The following is a 14,395-nucleotide window of genomic DNA, read 5'->3' on the forward strand; positions in this document are numbered from 1 at the left end:
GCTCTGATTGGTATTCTTTAGCCGGCGTTGGCGAGAACGCCGCCATCCAATAGCAGGGTGTGCCCCGTCACCCACGCAGATGCTCTGGAGCACAAGTAAATGGCGGTGCCAGCCGCGTCCTCCGGAGTACCAATACGGCCACGGGGTATGGCGGCTCCCATTCCCTCTTCGTCAGCCTCCAAAGCAAAAGCAGTCATCTTGCTGGGGAACAGCCCCGGGGCTATGCCGTTGACGTTAATATGATCTTTAACCAGATCCGCGGCCAGATGACGGGTCATCTGAACCACCGCCGCTTTACTGGCGGAGTAGGAGTAGTTGGTCATGCCGGGGTTGGCATAGGCATTAATCGAGGAGATATTGATAACCCGGGCCGGATCCTGCGGATCACCCGCCTCTCTGAGCGCTGGTAGCAGTTGCTGAACCAGGAAAAACGGTGATTTCACGTTCAGATCCATCACCTTGTCCCAGCCGCTCTCCGGGAAATCGTCGATCTTTTCTCCCCAGGTGGCACCGGCGTTGTTCACCAGAATATCAATCCGTGACTCCCGCTCCTGCAGCTCTGCGGTGAATGCTTTGATCCCCTCGAGCGTGGAAAGATCTGACGGGATGGCGATGCACTCCCCCAGTTCAGACAATTGACCAGCCGTCGCCTGCAGCTCCTCGAGCTTGCGAGCCGTGATGTAGGTTTTAGCCCCATTCTCCACAAATCCCCGGGCAATCATGGCCCCGATCCCCCGTGAACCACCGGTCACCACCGCCACTTTGCCGCTGACGGAAAACAGATCTTTCATAACTACTCCTGCGTCTAAATCCACGACTCATATCGTTATAGCCAGATTGTCGCCGCAGCAGCGCTGGGATAACATGACCTCCCAGGTCAAGTTCAGGTTTAATCAAGGAGTCCCCTGAGACACATGCCCAGCGATGATACCGACCCCAAACACGAGCTCCCTTTCGGCCGTCTGCTCAAATTCTGGCGCGGGGTACGCGGGCTCAGCCAGGAAGATCTGGCCTACAGCGTTGAATCCTCTCCCCGTCATATCAGCCGCATGGAGAATGGTCGGGTATTTCCCAGCAAAGCGATGGTGCAGAAGATTGCCCAGGAAATGTCATTGGGAGAGCGCGACAGCAACCACCTGTTGATATCCGCCGGATTTACACCCATCGTAAAGAACGTGGACTTCCACGACCCGGAACTGAAATGGCTGCGCAAGGCCATGACCTTGACCCTTAGGGCACTGGACCCCTACCCCGCCACCCTGATGGACGGCTCCAGCAATATCCTAATGGTTAACCGGGGCTGGGTGGGTTTCTACCGTAATATTATTCCCGAGGAAACGCTCAACGAGGTCAGCAACCATTTCGACTTTCTGTTCAGTCGTCAGGGGGCCGGCAATGTTATCAGTGGCTGGGAAGATACTCTTTCAGTGATTTTGATGTCTCTGCAGCAGGGCGTGCTGATGAGTGGTAATGAGAAAGATCAGGAGATGCTGGATAGATTAATGGCATCACCCAACGTGCCCGAGGACTGGCGTCAGCGCGGTGCCAGCCTCGAACCCATGGCCAGCTTCCGGGTTCAGGTTGAGTATGACGGCGCACTGCGCCGGTTTTTCAGTGTCAGTCAGACCGTTGGGGCCTTGGGGCCCAATGCCTATGTTTCCGAACCGCAGCTGACTGTGAATACACTTTACCCCGAAGATGAGAGCTTGGATTTATCGCCGTTGATTGAGGGAGAGTTAAAGCACCCCCTATTGTTTTACTGATCTACCAGAGTGCCCCTACCAGTCTCTCCTCAAAGGTGATTATCTCCTCAATCACAGCCTCATTTTGCTCGCCTGCAATGCATCGCTTCAGGATAAAGAATTGTTCTCTGAAGATAATAGCGCTCTGCTGATTCAAGCAATAATAACTTCCTCCGAAACGACGACCATGCAGGCGGGATAACCCTGCCTCAAACCATCTACGGATCAGTAATTCTTCGAGATCATTATGTCTACAGCAGAGAACAGAGATACCCCAGAACAAGCCGAGTTCCGCGCCTACTGCCGCCAGTGGCTCAAACACAATCACCCGGGCGAACCGCCGGTATCTCTGCCACAAAGCGAGCTGGAGCTGAGCGATCCCCATGCACTGGAATGGCTGCAGGCCTGGCAACGATCAGCGTATGAGGCAGGACTGATAGGATCAGACTTCGCCACAGAACATGGCGGCGGAGGCCGTACGGATTGCCAGCGTATCGCCAACCAGGAGATGCAGGCCGCTAAAACCCCATTTTTCCCCAACCTGATCGGTCTGCGGATGTCCGCACCACCGATCCTTCTACACGGCAAGGAAGAAGTGAAACGTGAACTCTTGCCCAAATTGCTCTCTGGTGAGGAAATCTGGTGTCAGGGTTTCAGTGAGCCCGGTGCCGGCTCTGACCTCGCCAATCAACAGACCTTCGCCGAACGCAAAGGCGACGAATGGATCATCAATGGCCATAAGGTCTGGACCACCATGGCACACTTCGCCAGCTGGATGATCCTGCTGTGTCGCACCAGCAAGGACGACAAGTACAAAGGCCTGTCTTATTTTGTCGTGCCCATGAAATCCGAAGGCGTGAGCGTGCGCCCGCTGATCAAGATGACGGGCGAAACCGGCTTTAACGAAGTGTTTTTTGAAAATGTGGTGTTGGATGACCGCTACCGCCTGGGCGAGGTGGGGGATGGCTGGCAAGTGGCCATGACCACATTGGCTCACGAACGCGGTGCCGGCCCCATCGTCATCCCCCAGGCCGGCGGCATGGACACCGAAGAAAAGCTGGATGTGTACAATACCGAGCCTCTGATTGCTCTGGCGAAGAAGAGCTATCGCAACGGTGAGCCGGCCGCGGACGACCCTGGTGTGCGCGATCGCCTGGTGCAGCTGATAATCCGTGAACAGGCCATAAAAGAAAATGATCGGCGCCAGCGTGTTCCGGAATTGAACGACCACCCTGCCCGTTTGGCTTTGCAACACAAACTGCTGGGCTCGGAGTTTGCGCAGGATCTGGCCCAACTGAGCTATGACATTGAGGGTATCGGCAGCAGTCTCTACACCAACGACCCCAATGCTTTGGATGGCGGCCAGTGGCCACTGGCGTACATGAACAGTTTTGGCATGACCATTGCCGCAGGCACCAACGAAATCCAGCGCAACATTTTGGGCGAGCGGGTTCTCGGCCTGCCGAAAACCAAGTAAAAGGTATTCACATGACTCAATCAAAGAACTTCGGTTTCGGCGAAGATGAAATGATGCTGCGAGACGCAGCGCGCAAGTTTTTTGCCGATAATTGTCCACCCGATCAATTGCACCGCCTGGTGGCCAACAATCCCGATATACATCGCCCCATTGAAAACAAATGGCAACCGGAACTGTGGCAGGCCATCTGCGAACTCGGCTGGCACCTGGTCTGTATTCCCGAAGACTGTGGCGGAATTGGCATGCCATTGGTTGCCGCAGTGGCTCTGGCTGAAGAAGTCGGTAAAGCCGCCTTCCCCTCTCCTCTGCTTTCCACTTTCAACAGTACTTTTGTACTCAATGCCTGTGGCACCAATACCGCTAAACAAACACTGGAATCCATTGCCAACGGTAGGGCCGCCACACTGGCAATCACCAATCAGAAAGGCTCCTGGGAACCCCTAGACACTGATGTTCGCATCGACAACGGCAAACTCACTGGCAGCGCCTGGTTTGTACAGGATGCTTCCAAAGCGGACTTACTGGTGGTCTCTGCTGCATCCAACGATGGTGTGGGATTGTATGTTGTCAACACCAGCGCAACCGGCGTTAACATTATCGCTGACGGCATTATCGACCTGACCCGCGATCAGGCCCATATCGAATTCAATCATGTGGATGCCGTGGAAGTGTCCGCTCCCGGCAAAGGTGGCGAAGCTATAAGCCAGGCAATGCCGGCCATTCTGGCAGTAACCTCCGCCGATATGGTAGGAGCCGGCGAATGGTTATTGCAGACCACCACCGAGTACGCCACCACCCGCGTTCAGTTTGAACGCCCTATCGGTTTTTTCCAGGCGGTCAAACACCCCTTGGTTAACGTTATGATAGAGATTGATCAGGCTAAATCCTTGACCTATGCCGCCGCCAGCGCCTATCACGAAGAGCCTGAGCGGGCTGATATACTCGCCCGTATGGCCAAGTCCCGGGCCAGTGATATGGCAGCATTTTCCGCCAATCGTGCGGTACAGCTGCACGGCGGTATCGGTTTTACCTGGGAGTGTTTCGTACACCTCTATTTCAAACGGCAGATGCATAACCGCTCATTGTTTGGCGACGGTGAATATCAACGTGAGCAGTTAGCCAACAGCTTGATCGCGCCCCTTTAGCGAAAAAATGACCGCGGAAAATTCACTTCTGCGGTCTCTAACCCTTAGTGTTTTCTTTGCTTTTTCTATATTCGCCGGGTGCATCACCCGTCCAGCGACGAAAGGCGCGATGGAACGCCGCCGGCGAGGAAAACCCTAACATATAAGCGATTTCTGAAAAGCTGTGGATGCTGTCGCTGACGTAGCTTAGCGCCAGATCCTGCCGGGTTTTATCCAACAGATCCTGAAAGCGGGTATTTTCTTTTTTAAGTCGTCGACGCAGAGTCCAGGAAGTGATGCCAAGCTGGTCCGCGACCTCATCGACGCTGGGCGGACTGGCGGTCAGCATGGTCATAATGGCGTCGGTGACACGCTCACTAAAGAGATTATCTCCCCTCAGCACTGCCAGCTCCCTTTCAGCTAACTCCCTAGCCTGGTTGTGACTGTTAACGTTGGCATATTGCGAACGCAGTTGCATGATCGAATCTCTATACACTACCGCGTTTCTGTCCGCAGAGAACACCACCGGACACTGAAAATAGGCTTCCATTTCAGCTCCGTAGCCCATATCAGGGTATTCAATATCGACACGCTGCATCACTGCCTGCTGTCCAGTCACCAGATAAACCAGATGCTGGCAGGTACCCAGAAAGTGATCGATGCTGAAACAGTTATAATCATTGTAAGGTGCCATCGAATACAACTCGCAGACCAAGTGATTGGCTTTTGGTTGACGATACAGTCGAGAGCGGCCTCGCACATTGCGACTGACCAGGTCCTGGTACTCAATATAAGTGGCTATTACCTGCTCTGCGGTCTCGGCGGTTATCGCCGTCCAACCCGGCAACCCCAAATTACCAATATGTTGTTGCCGGGCCATCAGCAATCCCAACCAGGGTTTACCAATCAGCTCAATGGCCTCGTGGCAGATATACATCAGGCGCGACAGACTGACTCGCCCTCGAGGATTTTCGAGCAGGGAGTCAGACAGTTCGTATTTTTTAAACAGTGGTACCGGATCCACACCTTCCGCAATCAATACGTCTTTCAGGACCAGTAAGTAGCGGGTGTAAATGTATCCCAGCTTCATGGTAATAAACTGAGAAAATTGGACTCAAGACTGGACGACAATGTCATAAGAAACGGGCGTCAGGCAACTAGCCGTACAGCCTAGCAAAGCAGTCGCTAAATATCCATAAACGGGGTACCCATACTAACGCCCATATTCGAAGCTTGTAATGCAATACATAACATGGCTCCTGGGGCGGTTGTCGTTAAGGACGATCTGAAGTAGGATATACAAAACCTGACACAAATGACAACTTTTATCCGGAAAGCCAACATGTCCGATCGACCCAATGCATTTAATGGCCTGCGGCATCTGGCCCTGGTAGTACCCAATCTGGAAGAGTGCGAACGCTTCTACGTGGATGTGATGGGGATGAAAGTACTTCGCCGGGCCAGTAAAGATCTCGTATACCTCACCTGCGGCAACGACAACCTGTCACTGGGGCGGCTCAAGAGCGGCGAAAAAGCGGGTTGCCAGTATCTGGACCACTTTGGTTTTATCGTCGACTGCAAGGAGGATTTGGAGGCCTGGTATCAGTTTATGCAAGACTCCGGCGTTCCTCTGATGGATCAACCCCACGATCACAGTGACGGTGCCCGCAGTTTTCACTGCCAAGATCCGGCGGGAAATGTGGTGCAACCATTGTACCACCCGGCGATTTCAGGACGGCAGATGATCATCGCGTGAGGCTGTTCCCTCGCCAGGCCCCTGTCACAAAAATGACATCATTCGGTAGCAAAATGGCAAATATCGACCTTTGTAACTACCGACTATGGAAAACCCCCTACCCTTCAGTTTTGCCCGCCAGCACCAGCTTTTGTTGGACCAGCAGCACTCTGTTATCTACAGCGGCCCGGACACCAGCGCCAGCGCGCTGATGCAGCTGCGCCGGCAGCTGCAAAGTGTGCCTCAAGTGGAATCCCTGACCAAGGACGAGTTTGAGGGCAAGCTGCGGGAGTTTTATGGCAGCAACCACCAGGGCTCCGCATCAGTCATGGCCGACCTGGGCGATTTCGCCGACATGGAGTCGGCGGCTAGGGAGGTGGAACGCGACGCCGATCTGCTGGACGGTACGGACGATGCGCCCGTTATCAAGCTGTTGAACGCCATCTTTCTGGAGGCCCTGTCAGAAAAAGCCTCGGACATCCATATCGAGCCCTACGAAGATTCCGCCGCGGTTCGCTTCCGCCTGGACGGGGTTTTGCGCAGTGTGCTCAACCCGTCGGTTCACATTGCTCCATTACTGGTATCGCGCATTAAGGTGATGGCAAAACTGGATATCGCCGAAAAGCGCTTGCCCCAGGACGGTCGCATGAGTGTCCGCCTTGGCGGACGTGCGGTGGATATGCGGGTCTCTACCCTGCCCTCCAGTTACGGCGAACGGGTGGTGATGCGACTATTGGACAAGGATGCAACCCATCTGGATCTTAATGACCTGGGTATGGATCAAACCATTCGCAGCGATATGGAAGAGCTGGTCAAACGCCCCCACGGTATCATCCTGGTGACGGGCCCTACCGGTTCCGGTAAGACCACCACCCTCTATGCCGCTCTGGAACGTATGGACCGACAGTTGCTCAACATCATGACGGTTGAGGATCCCATTGAGTATGATCTCAAGGGCATCAGCCAGACCCAGGTCAATACGCGCTCGGGCATGACCTTTGCCAAAGGTCTGCGGGCGCTGTTGCGACAGGACCCGGATGTGATTCTGATCGGCGAAATTCGAGACAAGGAAACGGCAGAAATCGCTACCCAGGCGAGCCTTACCGGGCACCTGGTACTGTCAACCCTGCACACCAATACTGCGTTGGGTGCGATTACGCGACTGCAGGATTTGGGCGTGGACAGCTTCCTATTATCTTCGACCATCCGCGGTATTCTGGCGCAGCGACTGGTGAGAAAACTGTGCGACGATTGCAAGGAACCGATCTCCCCTTCATCTCTGGTACAGGAAAAACTGGGCATCAAAGTCGACGATGTGATCTACTCGGCCAAAGGCTGCAAGTCCTGCAACCAGACGGGTTACACCGGCAGATTGGGTTTGTTTGAGCTGGTACAAGTGGACGACAGCTTGCAGCAGATGATTCATGACAAGACCAGCGAAGGCGAAATGGAACGCTACATTCGCCAGCAAACCCCAAGCATTATCGAGTCGGGCTACGCGCTGGTGCGCCAGGGAAAAACCTCTTTTGAGGAAGTACTGCGCGTTACCAGCATTTAAATGCCGTCCCATTTAAAAAGCTACCATGCCTACGTTTGACTATATCGCCTACGATCACAGCGGCTCTGCCACTAAGGGCTCGGTGGTTGCCGACAGCGGGCAGGCGGCTCGCAAAAAACTCAAATCGCAGGGACTGCTGGTGTCCGAGATCAGCGACGTTGCTGAGTCGATTGCGGGGAACGGATCCACTGGCCTGTCGTGGCGTCGGGGTATTTCCCCCGCAGAGCTGGCGCTGGTGCTGCAGCAACTGGGGGTTTTGATTCAATCCGGGCTGCCACTGGAGGAAAGCCTGCAACTGTTGACAGATCAAGCCGAGGGAGGCAAAGCCCGACGCATGATCGCCTCCTGGCACAGGCAAATTCTCGAAGGCCAGAGCCTCTCGCAAGCGATGAACCGCGGCGACATCAATATTCCCGAACACGTCATGGCGGCCGTTCATGTGGGTGAGGAAACCGGGCATCTCGACAGCATTTTGATTCGCTCGGCGGAAGAGTTGGAGCTGTCCACCGAGAATCGCCAGGCGTTCAAGCGCGGTATCGCTTACCCCCTGACCTTGTTGGTATTCTCTGCCGTGGTAGTCGCGGTAATGATGATCTTCGTGGTTCCCAAGATCACCAAAGTGTTTGTTCACAGTCAACGTGAACTGCCCTTTATCACCCGGGCGGTTATTTCCACCAGCGAATTTTTTGCATTTTTTGGTCCCTGGCTGTTGCTGGCTTTTCTCGCTATGGCAGCGTTCAGCTGGCAGCAACTGAGAGACGAAAACAATCGGCGACTGTTCCACCGATGGCTATTGAAGCTTCCCGTCATGGGACGCTGGATCATGATCGCCAACCTGGCCGACTGGTCTAGAAGTTTAGGGACTTTATTAGGCAGCGGTGTTCCCGCTTTGGCGGCTCTGCGGATTGCGACTTCCACCATGACCAACCTGCATCTGCGCTCGCAAATGCTCGCAGTGAATGAACAGGTTCGTCAGGGCTCCCGTATACACAGCGCGCTGGTAAAACAAGGCGTGGGAATAGGCTTTTTGCAACATATGGTGGGCAGTGGAGAAGCTTCCAGTGAATTGGACACCATGCTCACCAAAGTGGCCGAATACTACACACATCGCCTCAAGAACAGCACGGAGTCGTTCCTCAAGTTTCTGGGCCCTATTCTGATTGTTTTACTTGGCTGCATCGTGATGACCATTGTCGCGGCGGTTATGTTGCCCATCCTCGACATGAACAAAATGATCTAGGGCATCGACGGCACCACGATCATAAAAGCTTCACAAAACTGTAGTATTAATGCGTGCTCATGATCAAAAGTGAATATCACGCAGGACTACAATGACTCGTCAACAACACAGAGCACCCAAGCACAACCCGCACAAAAGCCGTGGCTTTACCCTGATTGAGATTATGGTCGTGATCATCGTTATCGGCCTGCTGGCCGCAATCGTTGTGCCCAATGTCATTCAGCGTGCCGACGACGCCGCCATCTCCAAGGCCCGTGTGGATATTTCAGGCCTGATGGGCGCCCTGAAGATGTACCGCCTGGACAACTACCGCTATCCCAGCAGCGCAGAAGGTCTCCAGGCCCTGGTGAGCAAACCCGCCAGCGCCAAGCGCTGGAGAGGCCCCTACATTGACGTGCTGCCCCTGGACCCCTGGGAAAAAGACTACCGCTACTCCAACCCCGGCTCCCATGGTTTCCCGGTTGAAGTCTTCACCTACGGGGCGGACGACCAACAGGGTGGAGAAGACGTCAACGCCGATATCGGCAACTGGGATATCCGATAATTGAACACGCCCGCTCAAACCAGCCGGGGCTTCACCCTTGTTGAAGTCATGGTTGTCATGATTATCGTATCGCTGTTTGCCGCCGCTGCAGTGGCGGGCATTCGATCGGTAACGTCGCGTCAGTTACACAACAGCGCCGAAACGCTGGCGGTCTGGTTGGCGGCCGCTGCGGACGATGCTCAACTGGGGAGTTCCTTCCGCGGCATTGCACGGACGGACGACGCTCTGGTGGCAATCGCGCCCCTGAACGGCAACTGGTACCGAGTCGCGCACTTAGACCCCTGGCAGGTGGCCGATCACCTGCAGCTCAGGCTGAAGGCGAGAGAAAACCAAGCACCGTCAGTGTCGGTCTCCGGCGATAGTGACCTTCAGCCTTTTTTGATGTTAAGCCCCATGGGGGTGATAGATCCCGTTGGAAGCATAGAGCTTCATGATGACAGCCAATTGGCAATCATCAATTGGACCAGCGGAGAATTCTCAATAGTTGAGGAACTCCAGTGACATCGGCCAAGGGATTCACACTGATTGAGGCATTGGTGGCCTTGTTGATTGTCAGTCTGGTGCTGACCAGTGCATCCATGGCGATTGGTGGATTTGTGGATCAGCGTACGACATTGCAAAGTCGGTTTTTGGCTCAGTCGGTTGCCTGGAACCAAATTATGGAGATTCACCGTTATCACCAGGGGTGGACATCTTTTCAGGACGGCGAACTCTCAAGCAAAGGGCAAGAGGAGCTGCTACAGGGAAACTGGAACTGGGAATATCGGGAAGAACCCACAAGCGGTCAAAACATGTATCGGCAAACGATTGAAGTCTACGGTGAACAGGCAACACCGGAAGCCGCATTAACGATGTTCCAGGTGAAATAGTTAGCGATGAAGAGCTTGGTCACAAAAACAAAACAACAGTCAAACAGAGGCTTCACATTGGTTGAAGTCCTGATGGTGATGATGATCTTCACTGTGCTGGCCGTGTTGACCTATCAGGGCTTTTCCAATTTGCTCGACACGGATACCCGCAGTCGCACACAAATGGAAGAACAAGCCCAGTGGCAGAAAACCTGGGCACTGCTGCTGCAGGACTTTATCCATATCCGTCCCCGCCCCACTCGCGATCAACTGGGTGACTACCAGCGCGCCTATCGCGCCGGCGATCAAGACTTTAATGTGGTGTTTACCCGTGGCGGTTATCCGTCATTGCCAGGCAACTCCAATATGCGCCGTGTTGCCTACAGTGTTTCCCGTGACCAGGAGCTGATCCGCTGGAGCTGGCCCGTTTTGGACGGCGCGCCACTGGCTGAAACTGACCGGCACGTGGTGATGAATGGTGTGCGCTCCCTGAACGTTGAACAATTGAATCTGATCAGCGAGTTTGAACCCAATTGGCCCCCCCTGAATACCGAGCTGGCATACGATGCAGTGCCGCGAATGATTCGAGTCACCATCGAGCTGGAGAGTGGTGAAACTTTTCAGCGCACGATACCCGGTCTGGAGCACTCCCCCAAGAGCACTTCCGATGGCGATTTGCAAACCACCTTGAGTCAGCGTTTTCCTGCTCTTGCCGATCCGAACAACCCCGGAGGAGCGAGCTGATGAAGAGCCCTCAGCTTTTAAATAAGAGCCCTCAGCTTATGAACAAAGGCCCTCAGCTTGTAAACAAAAGCCCTCAATCGGGTTTTGCACTCCTGGGGGTTCTGTTCCTGATCACGGTTATTTTATTGACCCTGGGCTCGCTGTTTTATCGGCACCAGCTCGATATTTCCAGAACCGCGCGAGCACTCACCAGCGAACAGGCAATTCTACTGGCATTAAGCGGAGAAAACTGGGCAAAGCAGGTTTTACTGGACGATATTATAGCCAATGGCATCGATCATCTGGAGGAGAACTGGGCGCAACCAACACCTGTACTGCCGGTAGAAGGTGGCACTCTGTCCGGTTGCCTGAAAGATCTTCAAGGGCATATCAATGTCAATAACCTATTGCGCTACGCCCTTGACAGCCAGTATCAAAAGGCCCTCAATCTGGAGGAGGTGGGTGCAGGCGCGCAATTGCTGCGTCTGTTTAACCAGCTACAGCTCGAAGAACCAAAACAACGTATCGATTCGATCAAAGATTGGGTTGATGCGGATAGCCAGCCCGGTCGTTATGGTGGGGCGGAAGACGGCACCTACCAGCTTCAGAGCAACTCCAGACGCACTGGAAACTGGCCACTGCTCAGCACCGAAGAGCTAAACGGGCTGGTCGGGTTCGCACCTGGAGAAAACCGCTTCTTGCACACTTGGTTAAGCGCGCTTCCGGAAGCCACGCCGATCAATATCAATACGGCTTCAAAAGAGGTGCTGGCATCGCTGCTCAACGAATTTCCCGAGCGGGCCCTGGACGACGTCATCGCCTATCGACCCTTTGCCGATCTCGATGCCTTTTATCAGCGTCTTTTGAATCTGCAGCTGGCTGCCTCCGATCAAAAGCTGAAAGAAAGAATTCCTACCGATTCCGTCGCTATCAACTCGAAGTACTTTCAACTTGACAGCGTCATCACACTGGGGGATCAAACCATTCACGCCAGATCGCTGCTGCATCGGAGCTCGGCAGAAGCCGTTAGCATCCTGCAACGCAACCTGGTTTTCCTGCCCGACCTGATTGACGGCGAGGGAAACCCTGTGGTTCGACCTCACGTGTGCCTTTCCACCGACTCTAGTAACCGCTCATGACAGATACCGCTCATCTCAACCAACTGACCAGCGGGGTCAAGGGAAACGCCTTCAATGCGTCTCCTATTGCCCTTTGGGTTCCATCGGCAGAGATTCTCTGTTTTACCCTGCCGCCGCTCACCGCGCCCAAAAAGAAATGGGATCAGTTAATTCCCTGGCAGCTGGAGGACGAGCTGCTTCAGACACCGGACCAATACCATTTTGTCTGGAATCAGCCTACAGCGGAGGAGGACATTCAAATCCTGGCGGTGCCCAAGTCCGTCATCCAGAATTGGCGGTTGCTGGCAGAATCCAGTGAGCAGACACCCATTCAGATGGCTCCGGACTTTCTGGCCCTGCCGGAGCAAGAAGATGACTGGACCGCTTACATCGACGGCAACGATGTTACCATACGCACCGGCGCAGCATCGGGCTTTGCCTGTGACCTGCCCTTCTTTTGGCAATTGCTGTCCCGTGAGTTGGCACAGAAACCGGAGTTTCGTGCCTGGCTGTGGAGCAATGAGTCACTCGACCTGCCCGAAGCCCTGGCTGAATCTGACAGGGTTGAGGTACAAGTCCGCGAATTGAAGTGGGATTACCTGGAGTTACCCCACGACTGGAACCTGTTGTCCGCTGAACACGCCCGCACCAAATCCACTCCCCGGCTGCCGGTTACCGCGTTGACACTGGCGCTGAGTGCTGCGGTAGGGGTGCTGTTTTTTGGCTACCTGTGGTTGGCAGCAAACGTTTACAAAAGCAATGCCGACAAACTCGAACAAGCCATCGTGGCTGAATTTGCGGCGCGTTTTGAAGTGCAGGTGACGGATGCTGTCATCGCCCGCTCCCAGGCACAACAGATACTGGAATCCAGAAAGACGACCGATCGATTGATCGCCCATTCCCAGCTGGCCACCTTACTGGATGCGGACTCCGCACTGAGCGCATGCTCAAGCTGTGAGCTGCAATCCGCCATTCTTGAAGATGATGCGCTGATACTGACACTTGCCGACAAGGCCGGCCTGGAATCTGAGCTCGCGGTGCTCAACAAAGACTTTCAGATGCAGTGGGGAGTCAGTAACAGCAAGGGCGAAAACCCCGTTCGCATTTTGAGTCTCTTCGCAAGAGCAGAAGGTAATCATCAATGAGCCCGATATTGACCTGGTGGCAGCAGCGCACTGACAGCGAACAAAGAACCCTGAAAATCGCCTCACCGATCATCCTGTCGGCGGTATTCTATTTGCTGGTGTTTGCCCCCTTGTACGGAAGCTACGCGTCCGAAAAGAAACGCCTTGAGCAACTCAAATCAACCTACCTGTGGTTGGCCGAGAACAGCGGAGATTTGGCAGCCCCCTATATTTGTCAGTCCGTTGACACCACCTCTGCCCCCAAAGAAGCACTGGAGCGCCTGTCACGTGCAGAGGGCATTGCACAATCGAGCTGGACCCAAACGCACGAAGGCTGGAGTGTGGCCATCAAGTCGGCCCAGGGGCGATCCGTTTTGCGTTGGCTGGAAGCCTCTGCCTGCGTCGGCGCCTCGATAACCCATGTCGACATTCAGCGGGTAAACAACCATTCACCGCTGGTAAACGCCAATGTGGGGATGTTGCTGCTGTGAAACCGTTACACTGGACACTTTACAGTGCTGCCGCATTGACGGCGATTCTGGTTGCCCTGCTTAATCTCCCGTTAAACCGGATCTTGGCATCCTCGCAAGCACCGGTAACGATCGTGGATACCGTTACACTTGCGTCGGGAACGGTTTATGTAAAACCGAGCCAGGCGCCGGTATGGCGCATCCGTTACCGCTGGTGCCCCGGCCAGGGCCTGACAAGCTGGTGCATTGATGGCCGCAGTGGTGAGTCTTTTTTGCAAGGCATTGCCCACTGGCAAGGCGGAACCGCGCTGGCCCTGGCGAACATCGAGGTGTCAGCACACAGTGACCAGCTACCCGGCATTGCTGCGCCGGCCAGCTTTACGTTAACTGCCAGAGCCTCGCATGTGGCCGTAGCGTCACTGGCCTGCGGGCAACAGCAAATTGCCGTCGGCGACGCTCTGGTTACCTTGTCGAATCTGAAGGTGCTCGGCAACAGCCTGATGGATTCTCAGGTAAGCCTGCACGGCAGCCAGCCGGTGCGCCTCTCCCTGACGGGTTCATTCTCCGGCTCGGGACAAATCGCAAATGGCAAACTGTCACTGCAGGCGCAGCCTTCGGCGAACCTCGATACCCCACACACTCACTCCGGCTGGTCATTCAGGGCCAAGCTGCCTTGTTTAGCTTGAGGCGGA

General features: G+C 54.6%; 16 protein-coding genes. 14 read left to right on the forward strand and 2 right to left on the reverse strand.

From position 1 onward, the window contains the following. Window positions 1-17: 17 nt before the first annotated feature. Window positions 18-791 carry an SDR family oxidoreductase gene (locus HBA55_RS17515; RefSeq protein ID WP_166994057.1) on the reverse strand — a complete coding sequence of 258 codons (774 nt, stop codon included), beginning with the start codon at window positions 789-791 and terminating at the stop codon, window positions 18-20. A 123-nt stretch (window positions 792-914) separates the two neighbouring features. Between HBA55_RS17515 and HBA55_RS17520 the strand changes: the two genes are divergently transcribed. From HBA55_RS17520 to HBA55_RS17530, 3 genes are all read left to right on the forward strand, one after another. Further along, the gene (locus tag HBA55_RS17520; protein ID WP_166994059.1) at window positions 915-1,763 is read left to right on the forward strand and encodes a helix-turn-helix domain-containing protein; all 849 of its coding nucleotides are present in this window, start codon (window positions 915-917) and stop codon (window positions 1,761-1,763) included. A gap of 226 nt (window positions 1,764-1,989) precedes the next feature. After that, complete coding sequence (locus HBA55_RS17525; RefSeq protein ID WP_166994061.1) at window positions 1,990-3,219, forward strand: acyl-CoA dehydrogenase family protein; 1,230 nt, start codon at window positions 1,990-1,992, stop codon at window positions 3,217-3,219. 11 nt (window positions 3,220-3,230) lie between these two features. Continuing rightward, window positions 3,231-4,364, forward strand: coding sequence for an acyl-CoA dehydrogenase family protein (locus HBA55_RS17530; RefSeq protein WP_166994063.1), 1,134 nt, complete (start codon window positions 3,231-3,233; stop codon window positions 4,362-4,364). 37 nt (window positions 4,365-4,401) lie between these two features. On the opposite strand, the gene HBA55_RS17535 is transcribed toward HBA55_RS17530, so the two are convergent. Next, on the reverse strand, window positions 4,402-5,433 hold the full coding sequence (locus HBA55_RS17535) for an AraC family transcriptional regulator (protein ID WP_166994065.1): 1,032 nt from the start codon (window positions 5,431-5,433) through the stop codon (window positions 4,402-4,404). 252 nt (window positions 5,434-5,685) lie between these two features. Here HBA55_RS17535 and HBA55_RS17540 point away from each other — a divergent pair, with 252 nt between their 5' ends. The 11 genes from HBA55_RS17540 to HBA55_RS17590 all read left to right on the forward strand — a co-directional run bounded on the left by HBA55_RS17540 (window position 5,686) and on the right by HBA55_RS17590 (window position 14,389). Next, window positions 5,686-6,099, forward strand: a complete 414-nt coding sequence (locus HBA55_RS17540; RefSeq protein WP_166994067.1) for a VOC family protein — start codon at window positions 5,686-5,688, stop codon at window positions 6,097-6,099. Window positions 6,100-6,184: 85 nt separating this feature from the next. Further along, entirely contained in the window at window positions 6,185-7,636 is a 1,452-nt protein-coding gene (gene gspE, locus HBA55_RS17545; protein WP_166994069.1) for a type II secretion system ATPase GspE, read from the forward strand. Window positions 7,637-7,661: 25 nt separating this feature from the next. Continuing rightward, window positions 7,662-8,876 (forward strand): type II secretion system F family protein, encoded by a 1,215-nt coding sequence (locus tag HBA55_RS17550; protein WP_166994070.1) that lies wholly within the window; start codon window positions 7,662-7,664, stop codon window positions 8,874-8,876. Between the two features lie 91 nt (window positions 8,877-8,967). Then, window positions 8,968-9,420: a type II secretion system major pseudopilin GspG gene (gene gspG / locus HBA55_RS17555; protein ID WP_166994072.1), complete on the forward strand. Its 453-nt coding sequence runs from the start codon at window positions 8,968-8,970 to the stop codon at window positions 9,418-9,420. Then, window positions 9,421-9,921, forward strand: a complete 501-nt coding sequence (locus HBA55_RS17560; protein ID WP_166994074.1) for a prepilin-type N-terminal cleavage/methylation domain-containing protein — start codon at window positions 9,421-9,423, stop codon at window positions 9,919-9,921. It abuts the gene before it with no gap. Then, window positions 9,918-10,289: a type II secretion system minor pseudopilin GspI gene (gene gspI / locus HBA55_RS17565; protein WP_166994076.1), complete on the forward strand. Its 372-nt coding sequence runs from the start codon at window positions 9,918-9,920 to the stop codon at window positions 10,287-10,289. The genes HBA55_RS17560 and gspI overlap by 4 nt, the downstream gene beginning before the upstream one ends. 6 nt (window positions 10,290-10,295) lie before the next feature. Then, window positions 10,296-11,012, forward strand: coding sequence for a type II secretion system minor pseudopilin GspJ (gspJ, locus tag HBA55_RS17570; protein WP_277345636.1), 717 nt, complete (start codon window positions 10,296-10,298; stop codon window positions 11,010-11,012). Between the two features lie 38 nt (window positions 11,013-11,050). Next, window positions 11,051-12,130 (forward strand): type II secretion system minor pseudopilin GspK, encoded by a 1,080-nt coding sequence (gene gspK / locus HBA55_RS17575; RefSeq protein WP_166994080.1) that lies wholly within the window; start codon window positions 11,051-11,053, stop codon window positions 12,128-12,130. After that, the gene (gene gspL, locus HBA55_RS17580; protein WP_166994082.1) at window positions 12,127-13,254 is read left to right on the forward strand and encodes a type II secretion system protein GspL; all 1,128 of its coding nucleotides are present in this window, start codon (window positions 12,127-12,129) and stop codon (window positions 13,252-13,254) included. Before gspK ends, gspL begins: the two co-directional genes overlap by 4 nt. Then, window positions 13,251-13,724, forward strand: coding sequence for a type II secretion system protein GspM (gene gspM / locus HBA55_RS17585; RefSeq protein ID WP_166994083.1), 474 nt, complete (start codon window positions 13,251-13,253; stop codon window positions 13,722-13,724). Before gspL ends, gspM begins: the two co-directional genes overlap by 4 nt. Further along, the gene (locus HBA55_RS17590) at window positions 13,721-14,389 is read left to right on the forward strand and encodes a hypothetical protein (RefSeq protein WP_166994085.1); all 669 of its coding nucleotides are present in this window, start codon (window positions 13,721-13,723) and stop codon (window positions 14,387-14,389) included. The genes gspM and HBA55_RS17590 overlap by 4 nt, the downstream gene beginning before the upstream one ends. Window positions 14,390-14,395 lie beyond the last annotated feature (6 nt).

Source organism: Pseudomaricurvus alkylphenolicus, assembly GCF_011683955.1.
GTDB classification, from domain to species: Bacteria; Pseudomonadota; Gammaproteobacteria; order Pseudomonadales; family Cellvibrionaceae; genus Pseudomaricurvus; species Pseudomaricurvus alkylphenolicus.

Excerpts from the sequence above, each read along its gene's own strand:
- HBA55_RS17515 (WP_166994057.1), bottom strand. The coding sequence starts at position 791 with ATGAAAGATCTGTTTTCCGTCAGCGGCAAAGTGGCGGTGGTGACCGGT.
- HBA55_RS17540 (WP_166994067.1), top strand. The coding sequence starts at position 5,686 with ATGTCCGATCGACCCAATGCATTTAATGGCCTGCGGCATCTGGCCCTG.
- gspK (WP_166994080.1), top strand. The coding sequence starts at position 11,051 with ATGAACAAAGGCCCTCAGCTTGTAAACAAAAGCCCTCAATCGGGTTTT.
- gspE (WP_166994069.1), top strand. The coding sequence starts at position 6,185 with ATGGAAAACCCCCTACCCTTCAGTTTTGCCCGCCAGCACCAGCTTTTG.
- gspG (WP_166994072.1), top strand. The coding sequence starts at position 8,968 with ATGACTCGTCAACAACACAGAGCACCCAAGCACAACCCGCACAAAAGC.
- HBA55_RS17530 (WP_166994063.1), top strand. The coding sequence starts at position 3,231 with ATGACTCAATCAAAGAACTTCGGTTTCGGCGAAGATGAAATGATGCTG.
- HBA55_RS17520 (WP_166994059.1), top strand. The coding sequence starts at position 915 with ATGCCCAGCGATGATACCGACCCCAAACACGAGCTCCCTTTCGGCCGT.
- gspL (WP_166994082.1), top strand. The coding sequence starts at position 12,127 with ATGACAGATACCGCTCATCTCAACCAACTGACCAGCGGGGTCAAGGGA.
- HBA55_RS17525 (WP_166994061.1), top strand. The coding sequence starts at position 1,990 with ATGTCTACAGCAGAGAACAGAGATACCCCAGAACAAGCCGAGTTCCGC.
- gspJ (WP_277345636.1), top strand. The coding sequence starts at position 10,296 with ATGAAGAGCTTGGTCACAAAAACAAAACAACAGTCAAACAGAGGCTTC.
- gspM (WP_166994083.1), top strand. The coding sequence starts at position 13,251 with ATGAGCCCGATATTGACCTGGTGGCAGCAGCGCACTGACAGCGAACAA.
- HBA55_RS17535 (WP_166994065.1), bottom strand. The coding sequence starts at position 5,433 with ATGAAGCTGGGATACATTTACACCCGCTACTTACTGGTCCTGAAAGAC.
- HBA55_RS17550 (WP_166994070.1), top strand. The coding sequence starts at position 7,662 with ATGCCTACGTTTGACTATATCGCCTACGATCACAGCGGCTCTGCCACT.